This is a genomic window from Nocardioides salarius (assembly GCF_016907435.1).
GTDB lineage: Bacteria > Actinomycetota > Actinomycetes > Propionibacteriales > Nocardioidaceae > Nocardioides > Nocardioides salarius.
On the sequence record NZ_JAFBBZ010000001.1, the window covers coordinates 1,499,845 to 1,520,060 of the forward strand.

Annotated in this window: 21 protein-coding genes; 5 read left to right on the forward strand and 16 right to left on the reverse strand. The window is 72.3% G+C overall.

Features of this window, described 5'->3' with window-relative positions:
* Positions 1 to 153: 153 nt before the first annotated feature.
* The 3 genes from JOE61_RS07270 to JOE61_RS07280 all read right to left on the reverse strand — a co-directional run bounded on the left by JOE61_RS07270 (position 154) and on the right by JOE61_RS07280 (position 2,786).
* Complete coding sequence (locus JOE61_RS07270; RefSeq protein ID WP_193670710.1) at positions 154 to 1,095, reverse strand: esterase/lipase family protein; 942 nt, start codon at positions 1,093 to 1,095, stop codon at positions 154 to 156.
* 49 nt (positions 1,096 to 1,144) lie between these two features.
* Entirely contained in the window at positions 1,145 to 2,293 is a 1,149-nt protein-coding gene (locus JOE61_RS07275) for a PAS domain-containing sensor histidine kinase (protein ID WP_193670709.1), read from the reverse strand.
* Between the two features lie 79 nt (positions 2,294 to 2,372).
* Complete coding sequence (locus JOE61_RS07280) at positions 2,373 to 2,786, reverse strand: BLUF domain-containing protein (protein ID WP_193670708.1); 414 nt, start codon at positions 2,784 to 2,786, stop codon at positions 2,373 to 2,375.
* Between the two features lie 70 nt (positions 2,787 to 2,856).
* On the opposite strand from JOE61_RS07280, the gene JOE61_RS07285 reads away from it, so the two are divergent.
* Complete coding sequence (locus JOE61_RS07285) at positions 2,857 to 4,017, forward strand: M20 metallopeptidase family protein (protein WP_193670707.1); 1,161 nt, start codon at positions 2,857 to 2,859, stop codon at positions 4,015 to 4,017.
* 21 nt (positions 4,018 to 4,038) lie between these two features.
* Here the strand turns inward: JOE61_RS07285 and JOE61_RS07290 are convergent, their stop codons facing one another.
* From JOE61_RS07290 to JOE61_RS07320, 7 genes are read right to left on the reverse strand one after another with little or no spacing between them, the layout of a single operon-like run.
* Positions 4,039 to 4,947 carry a ribokinase gene (locus JOE61_RS07290; protein WP_193670706.1) on the reverse strand — a complete coding sequence of 303 codons (909 nt, stop codon included), beginning with the start codon at positions 4,945 to 4,947 and terminating at the stop codon, positions 4,039 to 4,041.
* On the reverse strand, positions 4,944 to 5,924 hold the full coding sequence (locus JOE61_RS07295; protein ID WP_193670705.1) for a nucleoside hydrolase: 981 nt from the start codon (positions 5,922 to 5,924) through the stop codon (positions 4,944 to 4,946). Before JOE61_RS07295 ends, JOE61_RS07290 begins: the two co-directional genes overlap by 4 nt.
* Positions 5,921 to 6,676, reverse strand: a complete 756-nt coding sequence (locus JOE61_RS07300; RefSeq protein WP_193670704.1) for a glutamine amidotransferase — start codon at positions 6,674 to 6,676, stop codon at positions 5,921 to 5,923. Before JOE61_RS07300 ends, JOE61_RS07295 begins: the two co-directional genes overlap by 4 nt.
* Positions 6,673 to 7,761, reverse strand: coding sequence for a phosphotriesterase family protein (locus JOE61_RS07305; RefSeq protein ID WP_193670703.1), 1,089 nt, complete (start codon positions 7,759 to 7,761; stop codon positions 6,673 to 6,675). The genes JOE61_RS07300 and JOE61_RS07305 overlap by 4 nt, the downstream gene beginning before the upstream one ends.
* 4 nt (positions 7,762 to 7,765) lie before the next feature.
* A complete protein-coding gene (locus JOE61_RS07310) occupies positions 7,766 to 8,797 on the reverse strand; it encodes an ABC transporter permease (RefSeq protein WP_204797171.1) in 1,032 nt (343 codons plus the stop codon).
* A gap of 4 nt (positions 8,798 to 8,801) precedes the next feature.
* Positions 8,802 to 9,563, reverse strand: a complete 762-nt coding sequence (locus JOE61_RS07315; RefSeq protein WP_204797172.1) for an ATP-binding cassette domain-containing protein — start codon at positions 9,561 to 9,563, stop codon at positions 8,802 to 8,804.
* On the reverse strand, positions 9,560 to 10,513 hold the full coding sequence (locus tag JOE61_RS07320) for a substrate-binding domain-containing protein (RefSeq protein WP_193670702.1): 954 nt from the start codon (positions 10,511 to 10,513) through the stop codon (positions 9,560 to 9,562). The genes JOE61_RS07315 and JOE61_RS07320 overlap by 4 nt, the downstream gene beginning before the upstream one ends.
* A gap of 138 nt (positions 10,514 to 10,651) precedes the next feature.
* Between JOE61_RS07320 and JOE61_RS07325 the strand changes: the two genes are divergently transcribed.
* Positions 10,652 to 11,644 carry a LacI family DNA-binding transcriptional regulator gene (locus JOE61_RS07325; RefSeq protein ID WP_193670701.1) on the forward strand — a complete coding sequence of 331 codons (993 nt, stop codon included), beginning with the start codon at positions 10,652 to 10,654 and terminating at the stop codon, positions 11,642 to 11,644.
* A 3-nt stretch (positions 11,645 to 11,647) separates the two neighbouring features.
* Here JOE61_RS07325 and JOE61_RS07330 read toward each other — a convergent pair whose 3' ends face one another.
* Both JOE61_RS07330 and JOE61_RS07335 read right to left on the reverse strand, forming a co-directional pair.
* Positions 11,648 to 12,547: a glucosyl-3-phosphoglycerate synthase gene (locus tag JOE61_RS07330; protein ID WP_307822867.1), complete on the reverse strand. Its 900-nt coding sequence runs from the start codon at positions 12,545 to 12,547 to the stop codon at positions 11,648 to 11,650.
* Entirely contained in the window at positions 12,544 to 13,245 is a 702-nt protein-coding gene (locus tag JOE61_RS07335; protein ID WP_227492276.1) for a class III extradiol ring-cleavage dioxygenase family protein, read from the reverse strand. Before JOE61_RS07335 ends, JOE61_RS07330 begins: the two co-directional genes overlap by 4 nt.
* Positions 13,246 to 13,336: 91 nt before the next feature.
* On the opposite strand from JOE61_RS07335, the gene JOE61_RS07340 reads away from it, so the two are divergent.
* The 3 genes from JOE61_RS07340 to JOE61_RS07350 all read left to right on the forward strand — a co-directional run bounded on the left by JOE61_RS07340 (position 13,337) and on the right by JOE61_RS07350 (position 14,793).
* Positions 13,337 to 13,648: a hypothetical protein gene (locus tag JOE61_RS07340; protein ID WP_193670699.1), complete on the forward strand. Its 312-nt coding sequence runs from the start codon at positions 13,337 to 13,339 to the stop codon at positions 13,646 to 13,648.
* A gap of 96 nt (positions 13,649 to 13,744) precedes the next feature.
* The gene (locus JOE61_RS07345; protein ID WP_193670698.1) at positions 13,745 to 14,587 is read left to right on the forward strand and encodes a sensor histidine kinase; all 843 of its coding nucleotides are present in this window, start codon (positions 13,745 to 13,747) and stop codon (positions 14,585 to 14,587) included.
* Positions 14,588 to 14,610: 23 nt separating this feature from the next.
* Positions 14,611 to 14,793, forward strand: a complete 183-nt coding sequence (locus JOE61_RS07350; RefSeq protein ID WP_193670697.1) for a DUF1059 domain-containing protein — start codon at positions 14,611 to 14,613, stop codon at positions 14,791 to 14,793.
* 7 nt (positions 14,794 to 14,800) lie between these two features.
* Here JOE61_RS07350 and JOE61_RS07355 read toward each other — a convergent pair whose 3' ends face one another.
* From JOE61_RS07355 to JOE61_RS07370, 4 genes are all read right to left on the reverse strand, one after another.
* The gene (locus JOE61_RS07355) at positions 14,801 to 15,391 is read right to left on the reverse strand and encodes a rhomboid family intramembrane serine protease (protein ID WP_193670696.1); all 591 of its coding nucleotides are present in this window, start codon (positions 15,389 to 15,391) and stop codon (positions 14,801 to 14,803) included.
* Between the two features lie 24 nt (positions 15,392 to 15,415).
* On the reverse strand, positions 15,416 to 16,408 hold the full coding sequence (locus JOE61_RS07360; protein WP_307822868.1) for a GDP-L-fucose synthase family protein: 993 nt from the start codon (positions 16,406 to 16,408) through the stop codon (positions 15,416 to 15,418).
* Complete coding sequence (gene gmd, locus JOE61_RS07365) at positions 16,383 to 17,432, reverse strand: GDP-mannose 4,6-dehydratase (protein WP_193670694.1); 1,050 nt, start codon at positions 17,430 to 17,432, stop codon at positions 16,383 to 16,385. Before gmd ends, JOE61_RS07360 begins: the two co-directional genes overlap by 26 nt.
* Before the next feature lie 109 nt (positions 17,433 to 17,541).
* The gene (locus JOE61_RS07370) at positions 17,542 to 20,160 is read right to left on the reverse strand and encodes a reprolysin-like metallopeptidase (protein ID WP_193670693.1); all 2,619 of its coding nucleotides are present in this window, start codon (positions 20,158 to 20,160) and stop codon (positions 17,542 to 17,544) included.
* Positions 20,161 to 20,216: the final 56 nt, after the last annotated feature.

Sequence of the window (20,216 nt, forward strand, 5' to 3'; positions counted from 1 at the left end):
GCGTCGGGACCCCACAAAGATAAATCCTGGAATTTCCTCGGAGGGATGTATGAGACGTCCACCTCGGGGAACAGGTCTAGTGACGCCAGGCCCGGCGTGTACACACCCCCCAGTGATGCCGGGCCTGGCGTCCTCACGTTCCCGGCCCGGGGGTCAGCCGGCCGGCGGCGGCCCGCCGACGAACGGCAGCACCACCGAGCACCCGACCGGCGTACGCCGCTGCGGGTCGAGGGCGTGCAGCACGTGCCCGGCCGCGACCGGGTCGGCGACGATCTGGAAGTGCTCGGCGTAGTCGGTGGCGCACTCGTCCTGCACGACGATGTTGGTCATCCCCCGCTCGATGCCCGAGGTGTGCGGCACCACCAGCTCGTCGTAGCGGGTCACGATGTTGGTGTAGTCGATGCCCTCGACCGCGACCCCGCCGCGACGGATCCTGCGCAGGAACCGCGAGTCGGGCGAGAACTGCCCGCAGGCCACGCAGAACGGCACGGAGGAGTCGACCGGCATCCCGGAGGCGCTGCCGGCGAGCGCGGCGGCGCCGCCGACCTCGGTGCCGTGCCACAGCGGCGCGATCGAGACGTAGCGCTTGACGTGCTTCGCCCCGCCGAGGAACTTCACGTACCAGCTCGGCATCAGGGTGCCCTGGGAGTGCCCGACGAGGTCGACCTTGCGGGCCCCGGTGGCGCGGCGTACGTCGCCGACGAAGCGCTTGAGCTCACGGGCGCTCGACTGCATCCGCCGCATCCCCCCGAAGACCTCGGTCGCCGGCCCGCCGAGGTCGTCGACGCCGTAGGTCAGCGCGAAGACGCAGTAGCCCTCGTTGGCCAGCAACGGCCCGTAGGTCTGCCAGTTCGTGGCCCGGTTGCCGAAGGTGCCGTGCACCAGCACCACCGGGCGCGGGTGCCGGCGGCTGGGTCGGCAGTCCCAGTCGTTGGTGCCGGGGGCGTCGCTCTGGGCGCCGCCGAGCAGGGCGTAGGGCAGGAAGTTGTAGGGCACCGGGTAGCGCTCGGCCGCCACGGCGCCGACGGGCACGAGGGCGCCGGTGAGGCCCAGGGCGGTGAGGAGCACGACGAGGACGGCGGGGAGGCGACGCATGCCCCCTCAACGACCCGCTGCCCCGACGGTGACGCCGGTCCTGGGTGCGTCAGTCGTCGGGCTGGCGCTGCGGCAGCTGCACGGTGACGGTGGTGCCCTTGCCGGGGGTGCTGGTCAGCGCGACGCTGCCGCGGTGCGCCTCGACGATGCCGTGCACGAGCGCGAGGCCCAGGCCGGTGCCGGGCACCTGGTCGGCGGTGGCGCTGCGGCTGCGGTAGAGCCGCTCGAAGACCTTCTTCTGCTCCGCGGGCTCGATGCCGGCGCCGGTGTCGGCGACGGTGATCACGGTGGAGTCGGCGAGCGCGCTGACGGTGACGTCGACGTGGCCGCCCGCGGGGGTGAACTTCACGGCGTTGGCGACGAGGTTGTCGACGACCTGGGTGAGCCGGTGCTTGTCGCCGGTCACCGGGGCCAGCGTCTCGGGGTCGCCGTGCACGTGCACGGCCACGCCCTTGCGGCGCGCGTCGCGGTGCCGCTCGGTGACGACCTCGCCGGCCAGGTCGAGCACGTCGACGTCCTGCAGCCGCAGCCGGATCTGGTCGAGGTTGCCGACGGCGAGGGTGAGCAGGTCGGTGACCAGGCGCAGCTCGCGGTCGGCGTTGGCGCGGATCCGCTCCAGCATGTCGCGCCCCAGCGGGCTGAGCGCGTCGTGCTCGAGCTCGTCGAGCAGCTCGGCGTAGCCGATGATGGAGGTCAGCGGGGTGCGCAGCTCGTGGGTGACGGTGGCCAGCAGCTCGTCGCGCAGCCGGTCGGCCTCGGCCTCCAGACGCAGCCGCTCGGTGATGTCGCGCACCGTGGCGACCGCGAGCCGACCGTCGCCGTAGGGCACGGAGGCCAGCGAGATCTCGGCGGGGAACTCCACCCCGTCGCGACGGTAGGCCGGCAGCTGCAGCAGCCCCATCGGCCGGTGGCTGTAGCCGTTGCGGCGCCGGGGGTGGGTGGGGCGCAGCCGGGGCGGCACCAGCACCTCGATCCGCTCGCCCTCGAGCTCGGCGGGACGCCAGCCGAAGACCGGCTCGACCTGGGTGTTGGCGGCGGTGATCAGCCCGTCGTCGCCGACGACGATGACGGCGTCGGGCACCGCGTCGAGGGTGGCGCGGAAGAGGTCGGCGCTGGGCAGGACGCCGGTGTGCGGCGCCTCGGGCGCGCGCTCGGCAGAGGTCGACGCCGGGGCCCCGTCCTCGTCCGTCGACCGCACCCCGGCTCCTCGCTCTGTCGCTGCCCCGGCTCCGGGGACGGTCGCCAGTGTGCCAGGACCACGCTCACCCCCCGGGGATTCAGCGCATGGTCTGGCGGAACAGTCCGAGCAGCCACATCGGCCCGTTGCCGGGTGCCTCACCGGCGCCCGGGGGGCGTGTGCGCAGGAAGTCGCTGAAGCCGTCGAGGGGCGCATCGAGGTCGTCGACGTAGCGGAAGCCCATCGTCCACTGGGCGAAGGTGCGCTCGGCGATGCTCTCGCGGAGCAGCTCGATGATCCCGTGGTGGCGCGGGTCGGCGCAGATCTTCGCGTAGGTCTCGACCACCGCGTCGTCAGGGCCCTCGAGGGCCTGGATGATGTTGCCGTCGCGGTAGAGCATCATCCCCGTCAGCCCGAGCGCCTGGTTCTTGGCGCGGACCGCTCGCAGCATGTCGAGCAGCTGGGGCTCGGTGAGCAGCTCGGCGGCCGAGCTGACGTAGGTGATCGAGAGCACCTGGTCACCCTAGGAGCAGCATCCGCAGCCGTGGCGCCGCCGCACCGTGGCGCGACGTTAGGCTCGCCCCGTGACGGACCGTTGGCGGCAGGCTGCCGAGCGCCAGAAGTGGATGGTCGAGCACCGCCGCCACCTGCACCGCGAGCCGGAGGTCGGGCTCGAGCTGCCCGACACCCACGACCACCTGGCCACGACCCTGCGCGAGCTGGGCCTCGAGCCGACCGTGCACCCGGGCGCCGGCGTCACCGTCGAGGTGCCGGGCACGACCGACGAGCGCCCGGTGGTGCTGCGCGCCGACATGGACGCGCTGCCGGTCACCGAGCGCACTGGTCTGCCGCACACGTCGCGGCGTGACGGCGCGATGCACGCCTGCGGCCACGACCTGCACATGGCGATGCTGCTGGGCGCCGCGTCGTGCCTGGTCGAGCAGCCGCCCCGGCGGCGTACGGTGCTGGTCTTCCAGCCCGGCGAGGAGACCGACCGGGGCGCGGTGCCGACGCTCGCGCAGCACGCCGCGCTGGCGGTGGACGACGCGGAGGCCTTCGCGATCCACGTGCACGCGACCTGGCCGGCGCACACCGTGCACCTGCGCGCGGGCACCTTCATGGCGTACGGCGACTGGTTCCGCGTCGACTACCGCGGCCCGGGAGCCCACGCCAGCCAGCCGCACCTGGCCGGCAACCCGGTGGTGGCGGCCAGCGAGCTGGTCCGGCGCCTGGGCGAGCGCGTCGAGGGGCTGCGCCGCGACGAGCACCTGGTCGCCACGGTCACCGAGTCGCTGATCGGCAACACCGTCAACGTCATCCCCACCGACGGGCGCCTGCGCGGCACGATGCGCACCCTCTCGGCCGAGCGGCGCGACCGGCTGCACACCGCGCTGCGCGACCTCGCGAGCGCCACCGCCGCCGAGGTCGGCGTCGAGGCGGGCACCACCGTCACCGAGGGCTACCCGGCCGTGGTCAACGACGCGGCGTACGTCGACCGGGTGCGCGCCGCGCTCGGCGGGCGCCCCGCGCCGGTCGAGGTGGTGGAGATGAGCGAGCCGTCGATGGTGATCGAGGACTTCGCCTACTTCCTGCAGCGCTGGCCGGGCGCGATGGTCTACCTGGGCGCGCAGGTGCCCGGCCACGAGGCGTTCAACCACGCCGCCGACGCGGTCTTCGACGAGGCGGTGCTGGCGACCGGCGCCGCGCTGCACCTGCTCGCAGCCGACGGCCTGCCGGCGGCCTGAGGACCACCGGCAGGCCGGGCGTCAGTGGGCGGCCAGGTCGGCGCGCACCCGGGCACCGGCGTGCACGGTGTGGGCCGCGGCCAGGGCGTTGGCCCGGCGTACCGCCTCGAGGAGGTCGGCGCCGTCGGCGAGCTGCTGGGCCAGGGTGCCGCAGAAGACGTCGCCGGCGCCGCTGGCGTCGGTGGCCTCGGTGGGCACCCCGGGCACGGCGACCGGGGCGTCGTCGCCCTGGAAGCACAGCGCACCGGCGGCGCCGAGGGTGACCACGACGCTGCCGTGGTGGCCGAGCGCCGCGACGCAGACCGCGACCCCGGTGGGGTCGGTCGGCTCGGGCCGGCCCACCAACCGGCCCAGCTCGCTGCGGTTGGGCACCAGCACGTCGACCCCGGCCAGCAGCTCGCGCACCGGGGTGGGGTCGGCCGGCATCGGCGCCGGGTTGAGCACCACCCGGGCGCCGTGGGCGGCGGCGACGGCCGCGGCCACCGCGTCGACCGGCACCTCGAGCTGCAGCAGCAGCACGTCGGGCCGGGCGGCCGCGACGGCGGCCTCGACCTCGCTCGCGGTGAGCGAGGCGTTGGCGCCGGGGTCGACGACGATGGTGTTCTCGCCCTCGGCGTCGACGGTGATCACGGCGATGCCGGTGCCGAGGTCGTCGCGGCGCGCGACGGGCGAGACGTCGACGTCGAGGTCGGTGAGCGCGGCGAGCGCCCGCTCCCCCGGCTCGTCGTCGCCGACCGCGCCGACCATGCTGACCCGGGCGCCCAGCACGGCCGCGGCGGCCGCCTGGTTGGCGCCCTTGCCGCCGGGCGAGACCAGGCGGGTGCCGCGGGTCAGGGTGGTCTCCCCGGGCCGGGGCAGCGCGACGACGCCGAGGGTGGTGTCTTCGTTGAAGGAGCCGACCACGCAGACCCGGCCGCTGGCCGCGCTCACGTCGTCCCCAGCCGGTCGAGCGCCGCGAGCACCAGGTCCCAGTAGCGCTCGGCGTCGAGCCCCATCGCGACGTGCACGTTGGCGGGGTGCTCGGGGTAGCGGTCGTAGAGGTCGACGACGGTGGTGCCGCGGGTCCAGGTGCCGTCGAGCTCGACGGCCACGAACGCCTCGCGCCACTCGATGACGTCGGGGTCGAGCAGCGGCGCGATCGTGCACGGGTCGTGCACGGGCGGCGCGGCGAACTCCCAGATCCGCTCGTAGGAGTCGCCGAAGAAGCCCATCCAGGCCGCGCAGGTGCGCCCGACCTCGTGCGGCATCGCCGACATCCGCTCGACGACGGCGGGGGTGGCCAGCGCCTGGTGGGTCAGGTTGAGCCCGACCATCCGCAGCAGCACGCCCGAGCGGAGCACCACGTCGAGCGCCTCGGGGTCGGCGTAGGTGTTGAACTCCGCGGTCGGCGTGTGGTTGCCGCGCTCGGTGGAGCCGCCCATGAAGACGAGCTCGCGGATGCGGTCGGCCAGGTCGGGGCGCTCGGTGAGCAGGTGGCCCAGGTTGGTCATCGGCCCGGTCACCACGACGGTGACCGGCTCGGGCGACTCCTCGAGGCTGCGGGCCAGCAGCTGCACGGCGCTCTCCTCGACCGGGGCGACCGTGGCCTCGGGCAGGTCGGGGCCGTCGAGGCCGCTGACCCCGTGCACGTAGTTGCCCAGCGCCAGCTCGCCGCGCATCGGTCCGGCGGCGCCGACGGCCACCGGCACGTCCTCGCGCCCGGCCAGCGCCAGCACCCGCTGGGCGTTGCGGGTGGCGTCCTCGACGGCGCAGTTGCCGAAGCAGGTGGTGATGCCGATCAGGTCGGTGCCGGGCGAGCCCAGCGCGAGCAGGATCGCGACGGCGTCGTCGTGGCCGGGGTCGCAGTCGAGCAGGACCGGCACCGGCTTGCCCGGTTGTGCCGCCTGTGCCGCCTGTACGGCGCTCATCGGTCGGCCAGCCAGCGCAGCATGCCGCCGACCAGCGGGGCGAAGCCGTCCCAGGCGAGGAAGTCCTCGGGGCACCAGTGCGGGCCGATGTCGGAGGTCCACACGAGCGAGCGGCCCTCGCCGACCTCGCGGGTGGCCACCAGCACGTCGTCGTCGACGGTGGCCACGACGGTGGCGTCCTCGCGGGCGCGCACCACGTTGTAGCCGAGCAGCGTCGGCGCCGAGGCGGCCTGCTCGCCCCAGCCGGCGGCGACCGGGTGCGAGGGGTCGGTGACCGCCATGGACACGCCCTGGGGCGCCTCGACCCGGTCGTCGGCGTCGAGCATCGTCACCGGCAGCACGTCGGCCACGGCGGTGCGGGCGAAGTTGGCGCGGGCCTGGAAGCCGGTGAAGCTGAGGTAGCCGCCGGCCATCATCAGCCCGCCGCCACCGCGGGTCCACTCGGCCAGCGCGAGCAGCGGGTTGTCGGTGCGCCTGCCCTCGAGGAAGACCTCCGGGGAGAGCACGAAGCTGTTGGCGCCGACGTCGGAGAGGATCACCACGTCGTACGCCGACAGCGCCTCGACGGTGCGCGGGAACGAGCCGGGCACGTCGTGGGCGTACATCTGCTCGATCTCGAGGCCCTCCGTGGCGGCGGCGGCGATGAACGCGTCGGCGCCGGTGTGGAAGGTGGTGCTCGAGAACTCGTCGAATCCCTTGACGTGGGTCGCGGTCGAGATCCAGCTCTCGCCGGCCAGCAGGATGCGGGTCACGGTGTCTCCTCGTGGTGGTGATCGTGGTGGTGATCAGGGTGGTGGTCGGCGCCGCCGAAGAGGCGGCGCGGGTTGTCGGTGAGCAGGCGCAGCACCTGGGCCTCGTCGACACCGTGGCGGTGCAGGCGGGGCACGAAGTACTGCAGGAGGTGGGCGTAGCCCGGGCCCCCGTGGCGGCGCAGGAGGGACTTGACGAAGACGTCCTGGCTCAGCAGCAGCCGGTCGCCGTGGCCGAGCCCGATGAGCCGGGCCAGGTGGGCGGCGTTGTCGTCGTCGGAGGGGCACTGCACGCCCTGGTCGGCGTAGAAGACCTCCATGCCGAGCATGTCGTACTGCACCCACGCGCCGCGCTCGAGCACCGCGCGCTGGTAGTCGAGGTCGGCGCCCGAGGGCCCCATGTGGCACAGCACGACCTTGGCGGGGTCGGCCCCGACGGCCTCGACGAGGTCGAGCACGTCGCCGGCGAGCCGGAACCAGCCGGGCAGGTGGACCTGCACCGGCAGCCCCGTCTCGACCTGGGCCAGCAGGGCGCCGCGCAGGCTGACCCGCTCGGCGGGGGTGAAGCCGGCGCTGACGCCGATCTCGCCGATGATGCCGGGGCGCACCCCGTCCTCGCCCTCGCGCAGGTCGGCGAGGATGCGCTCGGCGACGCCGTCGGCGCCCAGCGCCTCGACGTCGACCGGGTGGGAGTCCTCGAGGTAGAAGCCGGTGCCGGCGACCACGTGGACGCCGGTGCGCTCGGCGATCCGTCGCAGCCCGGCCAGGTCGCGCCCGATCCCCCAGCCGGTGGTCTCGACGATGGTGGCCCCGCCCAGCGCGGCGAACCGCGCGACCTCCTCGCAGGCCGCCTCGACGTCGTCGAGGGCCAGGTTGGCGCGGTTGCCGAAGGGGTCCTGGCGCAGGTCCCACAGCAGGTCGGCGGTGATCGGCGCCTCGGCGTACGCCGCGGGGTCGAGGCCGCGCGAGGTGGTCGGGGTCCACCACGACGAGACGTCGTTGAGCAGGTGCTCGTGGCTCAGGGTGATCCCGAGGTCGGCGACGGGCACCGGCCCCAGGACCGTCTGGACGGTCTGGACGGGGGTCATCGGCTCAGCCCTGCTGACCGGTGACCCGGCCGAAGAGCTTGGCGTTGAGCAAGATCGCCACGATCAGGATCAGGCCCTGGGTGATCGGCACCCAGTAGACGTCGACGCGCAGCAGCACCAGCCCGTTGCTGATCACGCCCAGGGTCAGCGCACCGATCGCGGAGCCGACGATCGAGCCCTTGCCGCCCATCAGCGCGGTGCCGCCGAGCACCACCGCGGTGATGACCTCGAGCTCGAAGAGGGTGCCGGAGTTGGCCGACCCGCTGGCCAGGCGGCTGGCGGTGATGACACCGGCCAGACCGGCGGCCAGCCCGGTGAGCGTGAGCACGGCGAGCTGGATGCGGCGTACGTCGACACCGGCGCGGCGCAGCGACTCGGCGTTGGAGCCGGTGGCCACGACGTAGCGCCCGAAGCGGGTGTGGTTGAAGACGTACCAACCGAGCGCGACGACCACCAGCGCGATCCAGGTGGGGGTGTAGAGCCCGGCGAGCTTGCCGTTGCCGATGGGCAGCAGCGCGTCGGAGGTGATCGGGGTGCTGTAGCCGTCGGTGATCAGCAGCGCCAGCCCGCGCACCGCGGTGAGCGCGGCGAGGGTGACGATGAAGGACTGCAGCTTGCCGTAGGCGGTCAGGGCGCCGTTGATCATGCCGATGCCCAGGCCGAGCACGAGGGTCAGCGCGACCGCGACGAGCGCGTTGCGGCTCTCAGCGAAGATCGCCAGCGACGCCGCGGTCAGCCCGAGCGTCGAGCCCACCGACAGGTCGATGTTGCCGGTGGTGATGACGAAGGTCATCGCGACCGCCACGATCACGGTGGGCGCGACCTGGCGGGCGACGTTGACCAGGTTGTCGGTGGTCAGGAAGACGTCGGTCTGGACGCTGAAGAAGACGAACAGCACGACCAGGACGGCCAGGATCGAGAGCACCCCGAAGTTGCGGGTGAGGAACTCGTGGCGGCCGAGCCTGCCGGGCCCGCCGGTCTTGCCGGGCTTGCGGGTCGAGTCGGGGGTGCCAGGGGTGTCGGTCTGCGTGCTCACGGGCTCACTTCCCCATCATGGCGGTCACGAGACCGCCGAGGTCGGTGTCGGCGGGGGCCATCTCGCGGTGGTTGACGCCCTCGTGGAGGACCACGAACCGGTCGGCCACCTCGAAGAGGTCCTGCAGCCGGTGGGTGATCAGCACGACGCTGACCCCGCGCTGGGAGACGTCGCGGATCAGCTGCAGCGTCATCTCGACCTCCCGGGCGGCCAGGGCGGCGGTGGGCTCGTCGAGCACCAGCACCTTGGGCTCGAAGGTGACGGCGCGGGCGATGGCGATCGCCTGGCGCTGCCCGCCCGACATGTTGGCCACCAGCTGGCGGGTGTCGCTGATCCGGATGTGCAGGGTGGCCAGGTCCTTGGCGGCCTCCTCGTGCATCCGGGCGTGGTCGAGGCGCCGGGTCAGCGGGTGGTAGATCTCGCGGCCCAGGAAGAGGTTGCCGGCGACGTCGACGTCGTTGCACAGGGCGAGGTCCTGGTAGACCATCTCGATGCCCGCGGCCCGTGCCGAGCGGGGCCCGGGCGAGCGCAGCGCCTGCCCGTCGACGCGGATCTCGCCGCTGTCGGGGATCACCGCGCCGGCGAGCATCTTCATCAGCGTCGACTTGCCGGCGCCGTTGTCGCCGACCAGGCCGACGACCTCGCCGCGACCGACGGTCAGGTCGACGCCGCGCAGCACGTCGAGGGCGCCGAAGCTCTTGCGGATCCCCCGCATCTCGACGCGGGCGACGCCGACGTCGCGGGTCTCGGTGGTCGGGGCCGTCACTCGAAGACCTCGCGGTAGGGGTCGACGTTCTCCTGGGTGACGATGGTGATCGGCACCGAGATGAAGCCCTGCGGCTCGGCGCCGTCGAGGATGGCGGCGAGCTCGTTGACGGCCTCGATGCCCTCCTGGCGCGGGTCCTGCTGGATCACCGCGGTGACCAGGCCGCTGTCGATGCCGGCGATCACCTCGGCGGTGAGGTCCCAGCCGATGACCTTGGTGTCGCTGTCGGCGTCGAGCGCGGCGACGGCGCCGACGGTAGCGGGCTCGCCGGTGGTGTAGACGAAGTCGAGGTCACGGCGGGCGGTGACCAGGTTCTGCGCGGCGGTGGCGGCCTGCTCCTGCACGTTCTCGCCGTCGACGGCCTGGGTGAAGGTGGCGCCGGCGTCGTCGATGGCGGCGCGGAAGCTGTCCTCGCGCTGGTTCTGGATGAAGGAGCTGCGCGCGTCGACGACGCCGTACGTCGCACCGTCGGCCAGGCCCTGGTCGATGACCCACTGGCCGGCCTCCTCGCCGGCGGCCTCGTTGTCGACGCCGACGAAGGTGTCGACCGAACCCTCGTCGAGCTGGGCGTCGATGGCGACGGTGCGGATGCCCTGCTGGGTGGCCTGGTCGAGGGCGGGCAGCACGCCGTTGACGTCGATGGCCACCACGATCAGCCCGGTCACGCCCTGCGACACGAAGTTCTCGATGTCGCTGCTCTGCTTGGCGGAGTCGTTGTTGGCGTTGGCGATCTGCAGCTCGCAGCCGGCGGCGTCGGCGGCCTCCTGGGCGCCCTCGTTCATCTGGGTGAAGAACGTGGCGGTCTGGTTGATCTGCGTCATGCCGATCACGCACTCGTCGGCGGCCTCGCCGGCCTCGCCGGTGGTCGGCTCCTCGTTGCCGGTGCTGCACGCGGCCAGGGTCAGGGTCGCGGCGGTCGCGACGGCCGCCAGGCGGAAGGATCGGTTCATGGTGTTCTCCACTCGTCGGTAATCGATTGCCGAGACGTGGGAGTGACTCTAGACACGGTGGTCGCTCAGCGTCCACACTTGTCCGGAAATCGATGTCCAAGAGTTCGTGCCGACCCGTCCACTGGTAGGAGACCCGCTGTGGCGCCCAGCCGATCGGCCACGATGGCCGACGTCGCCCGCCTGGCCGGGGTCTCGGTGGCCACCGTCTCGCGCACCCTCAGCGGCACCCGCGCGGTCGACCCGGCCATGCAGCGCAAGGTCACCGAGGCGGCCGCCCAGCTGAACTATCAGGTCAACCTGGTCGGGCGGGCGCTGCGCCAGACCCGCAGCTCGACGGTGGGCCTGGTGGTGCCCGACCTGGAGAACCCCTACTTCTCGGCCCTGGCCCAGCAGCTCTCCCGGGTCTTCTCCGACCCCGGCATCGACCTGCTGGTCTTCAGCGCCGACGGGTCGCTCGAGACCGAGGCGCGCGGGGTGAGCTCGTTCCTGGGCCGCCAGGTCGACGCGCTGGTGATGATCCCGGTGCACGAGCAGCTCAGCGAGGCCACGGTCACGGCCGCGGCCGCCGCGGTGCACACGATCCAGCTCGACCGGCACGTGCCGGGCACGGCGGCGTCGTACGTCGGCGTCAGCAACCGTGAGGGCGTGCGGCTGGTGCACGAGCACGTCAGCTCGTGCATCGACGTCGGCACGCACCCGGTGGTCTACGTGGGGGCCGCCCAGGGGTCGTCGTCGGCCCACGAGCGCCTCGACAGCATGCGCCGCTGGTTCTCCCCCGAGGTCCCGACGCTGCTGGGCGACTTCTCGGCGGCCTGGGGCCGCGAGGCCGCCGCCCGCCTGCTGGCCGACGGGTGGAGGAGCGCGACGATCGTGACCGCGGCCGACGTGATCGCGGTCGGGGTGGTCTCGCACCTGCTCCACCAGGGCTGCTCGGTCCCCGGCGACTTCCGGGTGATCGGCTTCGACGGGGTGGGCGCGGCGGCCTTCGCCTACCCGACCCTGACCACCGTGCGCCAGCCCGTCGAGGAGATGGCCCGGTCGATCCGGGCGCTGGTGGAGTCTGACGACGAGCCGTCGTCGCGGTGGTTCGACCCGGAGCTCGTCATCGGCGAGACCAGCCCTGGTCGCTGACGATCAGACGTCCCGCGCGGGCGGCCGCTCCAGCGTCGGTACGCCGCGCTCGCGCGGCTCGGCGCCGCCCTCGCCGGGGCGGAACTGGCGCAGCGCCACCTCGGCGCCGAGCGAGCCAGCAGGGACCTCGACCCCGGGCTCGCGGGCGAGCATCGCGGCCAGGATCTGGGTGGCCATCGCGCCGAGGTCGAGCAGCGGCTGCTGGTGGTGCGAGCGCAGCCCGAGGTCGACCTGGGCGATTGTCTCGACTCCGTGCAGCCGTGCGGTGTCGACCAGGGCGGCCAGCTCGACGGCGTACCCGGTCGGCACCGACAGCGACTCGAAGAGCGAGCGGCGCACTGCCCACTCCCCCGCCAGCGGCTGCACCAGCCCGGCGAGCTCGGGGTGGCGCAGCGCCAGCCAGGGCCGGGCGACCAGCTCGGTGACCCGCCCGCCCTGCAGGCCGTCGGCGCCGGGGCGCTCGTAGAAGCCCTTGACCAGCGAGACCTGCGGGCGGGTGAGCAGCGGGCCGAGCAGGCCGGGCACGAAGTGGGTGTCCCAGTCGAGCAGGTCGGCGTCCATGAAGACGACCAGGTCGCCGGTGGTGACGAAGAGCGACTTCCACATCGCCTCGCCCTTGCCGGGGTGGCTGCCCAGGTCGGGGCGCACCTCCCGGGAGCGGTGCACCGAGGCGCCCGCGTCGGTGGCGACGGCGAAGGTGGTGTCGGTGGAGTCGGAGTCGATGACCACCAGCTCGTCGACGAGCGCGACGGTCTCCATCAGCGCCTCGCGGGTGCGGGCCACCACCTCCCCGACGGTGCCCTCCTCGTTGCGCGCCGGCACCACCAGGCTGACCCGGTGCTCGCCCTTGGCCTCGACGAGCTCGGCCAGCGACCAGTCGTCCCACCGCGCGGTGGCGATCACGCCGGCAGGCTCCAGCGCATCACCCAGTACTGCACCCCGAACGGGTCGTCGGCGTAGTCCACCTCGGGTGCCAGGCCGGGGCTCAGCAGCTCCCCGAGCCGCGCGAACCCGGCGACGTTGCCGACCATCAGCTCCTCGGCCAAGCCCGGGTCGAGCGCCCGCAGCGCCCCAACGTCCCCGGCCCGCAACGCCTTCTCGAGCTCCGAGTCGTACGCCGCAGCCCGCTCGTCGAGGTGCCCCGGCGCCTTCTCCGACCGCCGGGCCGACCCGTTCGCCACCACCAGCACCGACGACGCCCCGACGTTGGTTGAGGAGGTTGCACCGACGTTGGTTGAGGAGGTCGCACCGACGTTGGTTGAGGAGGTCGCACCGACGTTGGTTGAGGAGGTTGCGCTAGCAACCGTCTCGAAACCACCGTCGAGCCCCCCACCCCGTAGGTCGACGTCGGCAGCCCCACCCCGTTGGTCGAGCAGCGAGGAGCCCTGGCGACGAGCGTCGCCGAGACCCGGTGACACACCCAGCGCCTCAGCCACCCGCAACCCCTGCGGGTCAGCCACCACAGTGACGTCCTCCCCCAGCCACTCCACCGCAGCCACACACGCAGCCCGCAGCTCAGCGACGGGATCGACCCGCCCGGCGTACCCCGGCAGCAGCGCGGGCACCCCCGGCACCAGCGCGACCTTGACCCCGGGGCTCATCACGCCCCGAACGATAGTCAGCCGTCAGAAACGCCCGAGGCGGCAGCACCGAGCGGTTGACCGAAGCCAGGACGTCCGCTGGAGTCCTCCCATGGCGTCGAACTGGTCCTGGCAGTGCTCCCGCGGTCACGAGGCACCCGACAGGGCCGAGACCTGCCCGGTCTGCGGCGACACCGACCTCGACTGGCGCAGCACCGGCACCACCAAGGAGTGGGACGTCGGTGCGCTGCTCTACATCGTGCTCGGTCTCGGGCTGGTCGCAGGCGGGCTCGCCACGTGGGTCAACGCCGATGACGGCGACACCGCCATCGTGGTCGTCGGCGGCGTCCTGCTCGCCGCCGGCTTCTTCGTCGGGACGATCGGCGCCGTCGCCGAGGGCATCCGGATGGCCCGCCCCGACTGAGTCGACCGGGCGGTCGGTGCCGAGGGGAGCCGGCCGGTGCCGGAGCCCGGCTGCCGGCGCGCCATCATGCTCCATGATCAGTTCGAGGGCCGAGTGATGGACAGACCGAGACTGGTCCGGGGCGACGCGGCGCCGGACTCCCGTGTCGAGGCGGTGCTGGCCGTCCTCGGTGGCGACCCGGCGGCCGAGGTCGCGCGACGCTCGTCGGTCGACGTGGCGGTGCTGCACCGGTGGGTGCGCGCCTTCGTCGACGCCGGGAGCGCCCAGGTCACCAACACCCCGGTCGCCGACGCGGCGGCGCACCGTGACCGGTTCCTGGCCGCGTTCGCGCACGAGACCCGTACGCCGCTGACCACGGCCCAGGGCTGGGTCGCGTTGCTGGCCGAGGGCGACGTCCCGCCGTCGATGATGGCGCGCACCGTGGAGAAGCTCGACGCAGCGCTGCACCGGCTCGCCGAGCGCAGCCGCGACGTCGAGCTCCTGGCGACCGCGTCGTTGGGGCGGCTGCGGGCCAACGTGGAGCCGGTGGAGCTGGCCGCCCTCACCGAGGGCCTGAGCCCTGCGCCGGCCGCACCCACGCAGACGCCCGGCCCGCTGGCGGTCGACCCCGAGCTGATGCGGCTGGTGCTGCGCGACCTCTGGGCGGCAGCCCACCTGCCTCCCGACCCGGGGAGCGTGGTGCTCGAGGTCTCCGAGGTGGGGCCGTGGCAGGAGCTGCGCGTGGTCCGCACCGGCCCGCCGATCCCGCCGTCGCAGCTGCAGCTGCTCTTCGAGCCCTTCGACGCCAACGACGACGCCACCGGCATCACCATCGGGCTCTACCTCGCGCGAGCCCTGGCCGTGGCGCAGGGCGGCTCCATCGGTGTCGAGCAGGACGACGGGCACACCCACTTCTGGGTCCACGTCCCCCTGGCACCCAGTACCCTCCCCACTACCTGATCACCCTCGGAAGGATCACGCTGATGAAGTTCTCCCTCGCCTGCGGCGACGTCATGCCCGGCTGCACGTCCCGCTTCACCTCCACCTCGCGCGAGCAGCTGATGGCGGAGGTGGGCGCCCACGCCCGCGCCGACCACGGCGTCGTCGACCTCGACCCCCAGGTCGTCCGGACCATCGACAGCAAGATCGTGTCGGTCCCCGCCTAGTCAGACCTCAGGCCGGGCGAGATCGGCGCTCGGCGAGCGCTCGGGCGGCCAGCACGCCGCCGACGGCGCCGAAGAGGTGCCCCTGCCAGGAGATGCCGGGCTGGCCGGGCAGCACTCCCCACAGGATCGAGCCGTACATCAGGAACAGCACGATGCCGAGCACGATCTGCCCGGGCCGTCGGGCGAAGAAGCCGCGCAGCACGAGGTAGGTCAGCCATCCGAAGACCAGCCCAGAGGCGCCGATGTGGCTGGTGCCGGCGCCGGCGATCAGCCAGGTCCCCAGGCCGGCCACGACCCACACGATGCCAGTGGCGAGCAGCCCGCGTCGGACGTCGCCGACCAGCACCAGGAAGAAGAGAAGCAGCGCGAGCCCGGAGTTGCTGACCAGGTGCGGCCAGCCGCCGTGCAGCAGCGGCGCCAACAACACCCCGACGAGGCCCTCGTCGGTGCGCGGGCGGATGCCGTTGTCGTCGAGCGTCGCCCCGGGGGTGAGCTGGTCGGCGATCTCCACGACCCAGAGCAGAGCCACGAAGCCCACCGCTGCGAACGCTGCGGTGGGCCACGTGCTTCGCTTCGAAGTCGCCGTCGAGCTGCTCATACGGCCAGCCTAGACAGGCGGAGGTCAGCCGGCCTCTCGCACTGTGTCGACGTTCTCCCGGTACCAGCGGACGGTCGCTTCGAGGCCCTCACGCAGCCCGATCCGGGCCTCCCAGCCGGCCTCGCGGAGCTTGGTGACGTCCAGGAGTTTCTGGGGCGTCCCGTCGGGCTTCGAGGTGTCCCACTCGGTGCGTCCCTCGAAGCCGGTGACGGCGGCGATGGTCTCGGCGATCTCCTTGATCGTCACGTCCCTGCCGGTGCCCACGTTGACCTGGTCGGGGCCGTCGTAGTGGTCGAGAAGGAACAGGCACGCGTCCGCCATGTCGTCGACGTGCAGGAACTCGCGGCGCGGCGTGCCGGTCCCCCAGTTGGTGACGACGTCGGCGCCGGCGCGCGCGGCCTCGTCGTAGCGGCGGATCAGCGCGGGCAGCACATGGCTGCCGGTGGGCGAGAAGTTGTCCCCTGGCCCGTAGAGGTTCGTCGGCATCGCGGAGATCCAGGGCAGGCCATGCTGACGTCGCACTGCCTGCACGCCGAGGATGCCGGCGATCTTGGCGATGGCGTACGCGTCGTTGGTCGGCTCCAGGTGCCCGGTCAGCAGCGAGTCCTCGGTGATGGGCTGGGCAGCGTGCTTGGGGTAGATGCACGACGATCCCAGGAACAGCAACCGCTCGACACCTACCTCCAGCGCAGCGTCCATGACGTTGGTCTGGATGCGGAGGTTCTCGGAGAGGAACTCCACGGGATAGGTGTTGTTGGCCAGGATGCCACCCACCTTGGCCGCGGCCAGCACCACGTACTCCGGGCGCTCAGCGGCGAAGAACTCGAAGACGGCGTCGCGGTCGCGCAGGTCGAGCTCAGCCGAGGAACGCCCGACCAGCGAGTCGAAGCCGGCACGCTCCATGCGCCGCCAGATCGCCGAACCCACCAGCCCGCGGTGGCCAGCGATGTAGGTCCGCCGGGTTCGGTCCAGGGACCCCACGATGGTCGGCTCAGACACCGGTGATCCCGGGAGCACCCACCACCGGCCAGTTGGGGAGGCCGACCTTGTCGTACCAAGGCCGACCCTCGTGCTCGAGCGCCTCGATGTCGGCGTCGACCATGATGCGCGCCAGCTCGTCGGTCTGCACTTCGGCCTTCCAACCAAGCTTCTCGTACGCCTTCGACGCATCGCCGACCAGGGCGTCGACCTCGGTCGGGCGCAGGTAGCGCTCGTCGAAGCGCACGTACTTCTCCCAGTCCATCCCCGCGTGCTCGAACGCAGTGACCACGAAGTCGCGCACTGTGAAGTTGCCGCCGGTCGCGAGGACGAAGTCGTCGGGCTCATCGGCCTGCAGCATCCGCCACATGCCCTCGACGTACTCGGGCGCGTAGCCCCAGTCACGGATCGCGTCGAGGTTGCCGAGGTAGACGTGCTGGTCGAGACCGGCCTTGATGCGCGCCACGGCCCGGGTGATCTTGCGGGTCACGAAGGTCTCGCCGCGACGGGGCGACTCGTGGTTGAAGAGGATGCCGTTGGTGGCGTACATCCCGTAGCCCTCGCGGTAGTTCCGCGTCACCCAGTAGGCGTAGACCTTCGCCGCCCCGTAGGGCGAGCGGGGGTAGAACGGGGTCTCCTCGTTCTGCGGCGGCGGGGTCGCGCCGAACATCTCCGAGCTGGACGCCTGGTAGTACTTGCAGTCGACCCCGGCCAGGCGCACCGCCTCCAGCAGGCGCATGGCGCCGATGCCGGTGGTGTCGCCGGTGTGCTCGGGCTCGTCGAAGCTCACCCGCACGTGGGACTGAGCGCCCAGGTTGTAGACCTCATCCGGGTTGATCTGGTGCAGCAGCGTGACCAGACGAGCACCGTCGGAGAGATCGCCGTAGTGCAGGAAGAGCTTGGCGCCCTCGGCATGGGGGTCCTGGTAGAGGTGGTCGATGCGCCCGGTGTTGAACGTGGAGGCACGGCGGATGAGCCCGTGCACCTCGTACCCCTTGCCCAGCAGGAGCTCGGCGAGGTAGGAGCCGTCCTGACCGGTAATGCCGGTGATCAGTGCCCGCATGGTGATCCTTTGCTTTGAGTTGATGGCGCGACGGTATCGCGTCTCTCGCCGCGACTCCTCCTTGTGATGGCGCCGCTGGGCCGATGTGTAAGGGCCGTCACTGGCGGCCTTACTTGATCGAGAACGCCTCGTCATTGGTGTCGTAGAAGATGTTGCCGAGCGCCTCGATCTTGAACCACGCGTCGTCCGAGGTGACCTTCGGCAGCCGGACCCGCACAGCACCGTCGTTCTTCGTCTTGCGAGCGACGTTGCTCCAGGTCTCGCCACCATCGGTGGTGAGCTTGACGCGCACGTTCCTTGCCAGCGAGCGGGTACGGGCGACGTCCCATGCCACGCGCACCTTCTTGCCGCCCTGGAGGGTCCGGCCGTCGTCCTGGGTCTTGACCAGGAACGGTCCGGCCTTCTTCTTCATCCGCAGCTTGACGTCGTCGTAGGAGCTGCCGCCGCCCTCGGTGAAGCCGTCGCGGGCGGTGAGCCGGAAGACCAGCTTGTGGTTGTTCTCCGACGCGGTGCCGCGGTAGTCGCGGGTGGGCAGGAACTCCGAGAAGCAGTCCAGCTCGCGGTCGTTGATGATCACGCTCTCGAGCTCTTCCTCCTCGTCGGTGTCGATGCGAGGCGTCGGGCAGGCGCCCGTCTTGGCGTTGGTGGCGCCCCGCATCACCTGGCGCAGGTCGGGGAAGCTGCGCTTGGCGCTGCTGTCGGCGCTGTTCTGGCCGGGTGAGGGGCTGAGCAGCGCCGCCTCGTTGGTGACGACCGCGTTGTCGCTGAAGACCCGGAAGAGCGGGCCGAAGATCTTGCGGTTGCTGGTCAGGGCGGTGCCCAGGCCGGTGTTGTCCTGCTCCCACAGGAAGGTCAGGTCGTCGCCGTCCTCGTCGGTGGCCCGTCCGGAGAGCTCGAAGGGGGTGCGTGCCGGGATGACCCGGTTGCGCCCGGCCTTGACGACCGGTTTGTGGTTGGCGGTCACCGCGACCTGGTCGCCCCGGTTGGCAGCGGGGCCGCCCTTGGCGGTCTCGCCGACGAAGGCGGTCACGCCCGCGCTGCCGGTCACAGCCAGCGAGGTGTAGTTCTTGCGCTCGCCGTTGCCGCTGCCGAAGGGGTCGAGCTCGTCGTTGAAGATCACCTGGAAGCCAGCCTCGCTGGGCACCCCGGGGTTGGCGATGGCCTGGCTGAAGTCACCGTAGGCGTCGTAGCCCCAACGAGCGATCCGCACGTCCACGTCGGTGACGGCCTCAACAGCCGCCTCGACGCCGGCGCGGTTGTAGTTCTCGCCACGGGTCACGGTGCGCGACTCGTCGCCGAAGCTGATCTCGAGGCTGTCGCCCGGGCTGTCGAAGCCGCGCAGCGAGACCGTCTGAACCTCGTAGCCGCTGCGCACCCGCTCGGTCACGAACGAGGTGACCTCCTCGACGGTGAGCTGCGAGAAGTAGGGGTCGGTGTGCGGCTGCAGGTCGTCGGTTCCGCAGATGCCGGCGTAGGCCATCACCGACGAGCCGGAGCCGGGCTCGACGGAGGCGTCGGCGATGTTGCCGCCGCACGCGCCCTGGGTGCCGTTGAACGTGTGGTTGGCCGCGAACTGGTGGCCGATCTCGTGGGCCACGTAGTCGATGGCGAAGAAGTCGCCGCGCGGCTCGGGCAGCCCGGTGCAACCGCCCGAGGAATAGTCCTGGCCCACGACGCCGAGGTAGGCGACACCGCCGCCGTTGACGCCGAGCACCAGGTGGCCCACGTCGTAGGCGTCGGCGCCGACGACCTGGCCGAGCACGGTGCGCATCCGGCCCAGCGCACCGGGACTGCAGAACTCGAGCATCCCGGGCACGTAGTCGTCGGCCTCCGGGTCGTCGCCGACCGGCGGGTCGAAGCAGGGCGCGGAGCCGCAGGGGCCGTCGGCGCCCTGCGCCTTGGCCTCGGTGTCGAAGTTCAGGTCCTCGGTGTCGTCGATGAGCACCATCCGGATGCCGAGGTCGTCGTTGTAGACCTGGTTGACCCGGCTGATCAGCGTGAACTTCTCGGCCAGGACGTTGTCGGTGCCGAAGTAGTCCGCGTACGACGGGTCGTTGGCGATCGCGATCCGGTAGGTCCGGCGGGTGACCAGCTCGCCGGCCTCGGGGTCTGCGTTGTCGGTGCCGATGCGGGGGGCGATCTCGCGGGGCTCCTCCTGCTCGAGCAGGTCGGGCACCGGGGTGGCGGCGTCCTTGGCGTAGTAGCTCAGGTGGGCGGTCGTGCCGGCCTTGTCGTACGCGGGGTCGACCAGGTAGTCACCGCCCGGCCCGCGCACCGACGCGTGCAGACCCAGGGGGGTCACGTCGAGCACGACGCTGCGCCCGGGGGTGTCGAGCGACTGCCCGGCGTAGCTGCGCAGCTCGGGGTGCGCGGCGGCCAGCGTCGGCTCCATCACGGTGGTGCGGTGCACGCGGAAGCGCTCGGCCTTGCCCTCGGGCGTGGGCAGCTCGAAGACCTCGCCGCGTGCGGCGGCCCGCTTGGGTGCGCTGGTCAGCGCGGCCCGCGCGGCGCCCAGGTCGATGCGCACGGCGGAGAAGTCCTCGGCCTCGACGCGCACCCGGTCGCCGCTGGGCTCGAAGTCGGGCAGGACCGAGAAGATGTCGTCACCGTCGGCCGTGGAGCGCAGCGTGGTGGGCGCGGCCGCGGCGGAGCCGGTGGTGGAGAGTGCGGGCAACAAGCCGGCGGCCAACGCAGTGGCGGCCAGCACGGCCAGGCGGGAGCGAGTCATGAGGTCCGTCTCGTCGAGGTGGTGGCTCCCCCGAGGACCGTCCGGAGCCGATCGTC

What these genes read in the sequence shown, in the direction of transcription:
- JOE61_RS07270 (WP_193670710.1), bottom strand. Translation starts at nt 1,095, where the DNA reads ATGCGTCGCCTCCCCGCCGTCCTCGTCGTGCTCCTCACCGCCCTGGGC.
- JOE61_RS07295 (WP_193670705.1), bottom strand. Translation starts at nt 5,924, where the DNA reads ATGAGCGCCGTACAGGCGGCACAGGCGGCACAACCGGGCAAGCCGGTG.
- JOE61_RS07305 (WP_193670703.1), bottom strand. Translation starts at nt 7,761, where the DNA reads ATGACCCCCGTCCAGACCGTCCAGACGGTCCTGGGGCCGGTGCCCGTC.
- JOE61_RS07320 (WP_193670702.1), bottom strand. Translation starts at nt 10,513, where the DNA reads ATGAACCGATCCTTCCGCCTGGCGGCCGTCGCGACCGCCGCGACCCTG.
- JOE61_RS07335 (WP_227492276.1), bottom strand. Translation starts at nt 13,245, where the DNA reads ATGAGCCCCGGGGTCAAGGTCGCGCTGGTGCCGGGGGTGCCCGCGCTG.
- JOE61_RS07340 (WP_193670699.1), top strand. Translation starts at nt 13,337, where the DNA reads ATGGCGTCGAACTGGTCCTGGCAGTGCTCCCGCGGTCACGAGGCACCC.
- JOE61_RS07345 (WP_193670698.1), top strand. Translation starts at nt 13,745, where the DNA reads ATGGACAGACCGAGACTGGTCCGGGGCGACGCGGCGCCGGACTCCCGT.
- JOE61_RS07350 (WP_193670697.1), top strand. Translation starts at nt 14,611, where the DNA reads ATGAAGTTCTCCCTCGCCTGCGGCGACGTCATGCCCGGCTGCACGTCC.
- JOE61_RS07355 (WP_193670696.1), bottom strand. Translation starts at nt 15,391, where the DNA reads ATGAGCAGCTCGACGGCGACTTCGAAGCGAAGCACGTGGCCCACCGCA.
- gmd (WP_193670694.1), bottom strand. Translation starts at nt 17,432, where the DNA reads ATGCGGGCACTGATCACCGGCATTACCGGTCAGGACGGCTCCTACCTC.
- JOE61_RS07370 (WP_193670693.1), bottom strand. Translation starts at nt 20,160, where the DNA reads ATGACTCGCTCCCGCCTGGCCGTGCTGGCCGCCACTGCGTTGGCCGCC.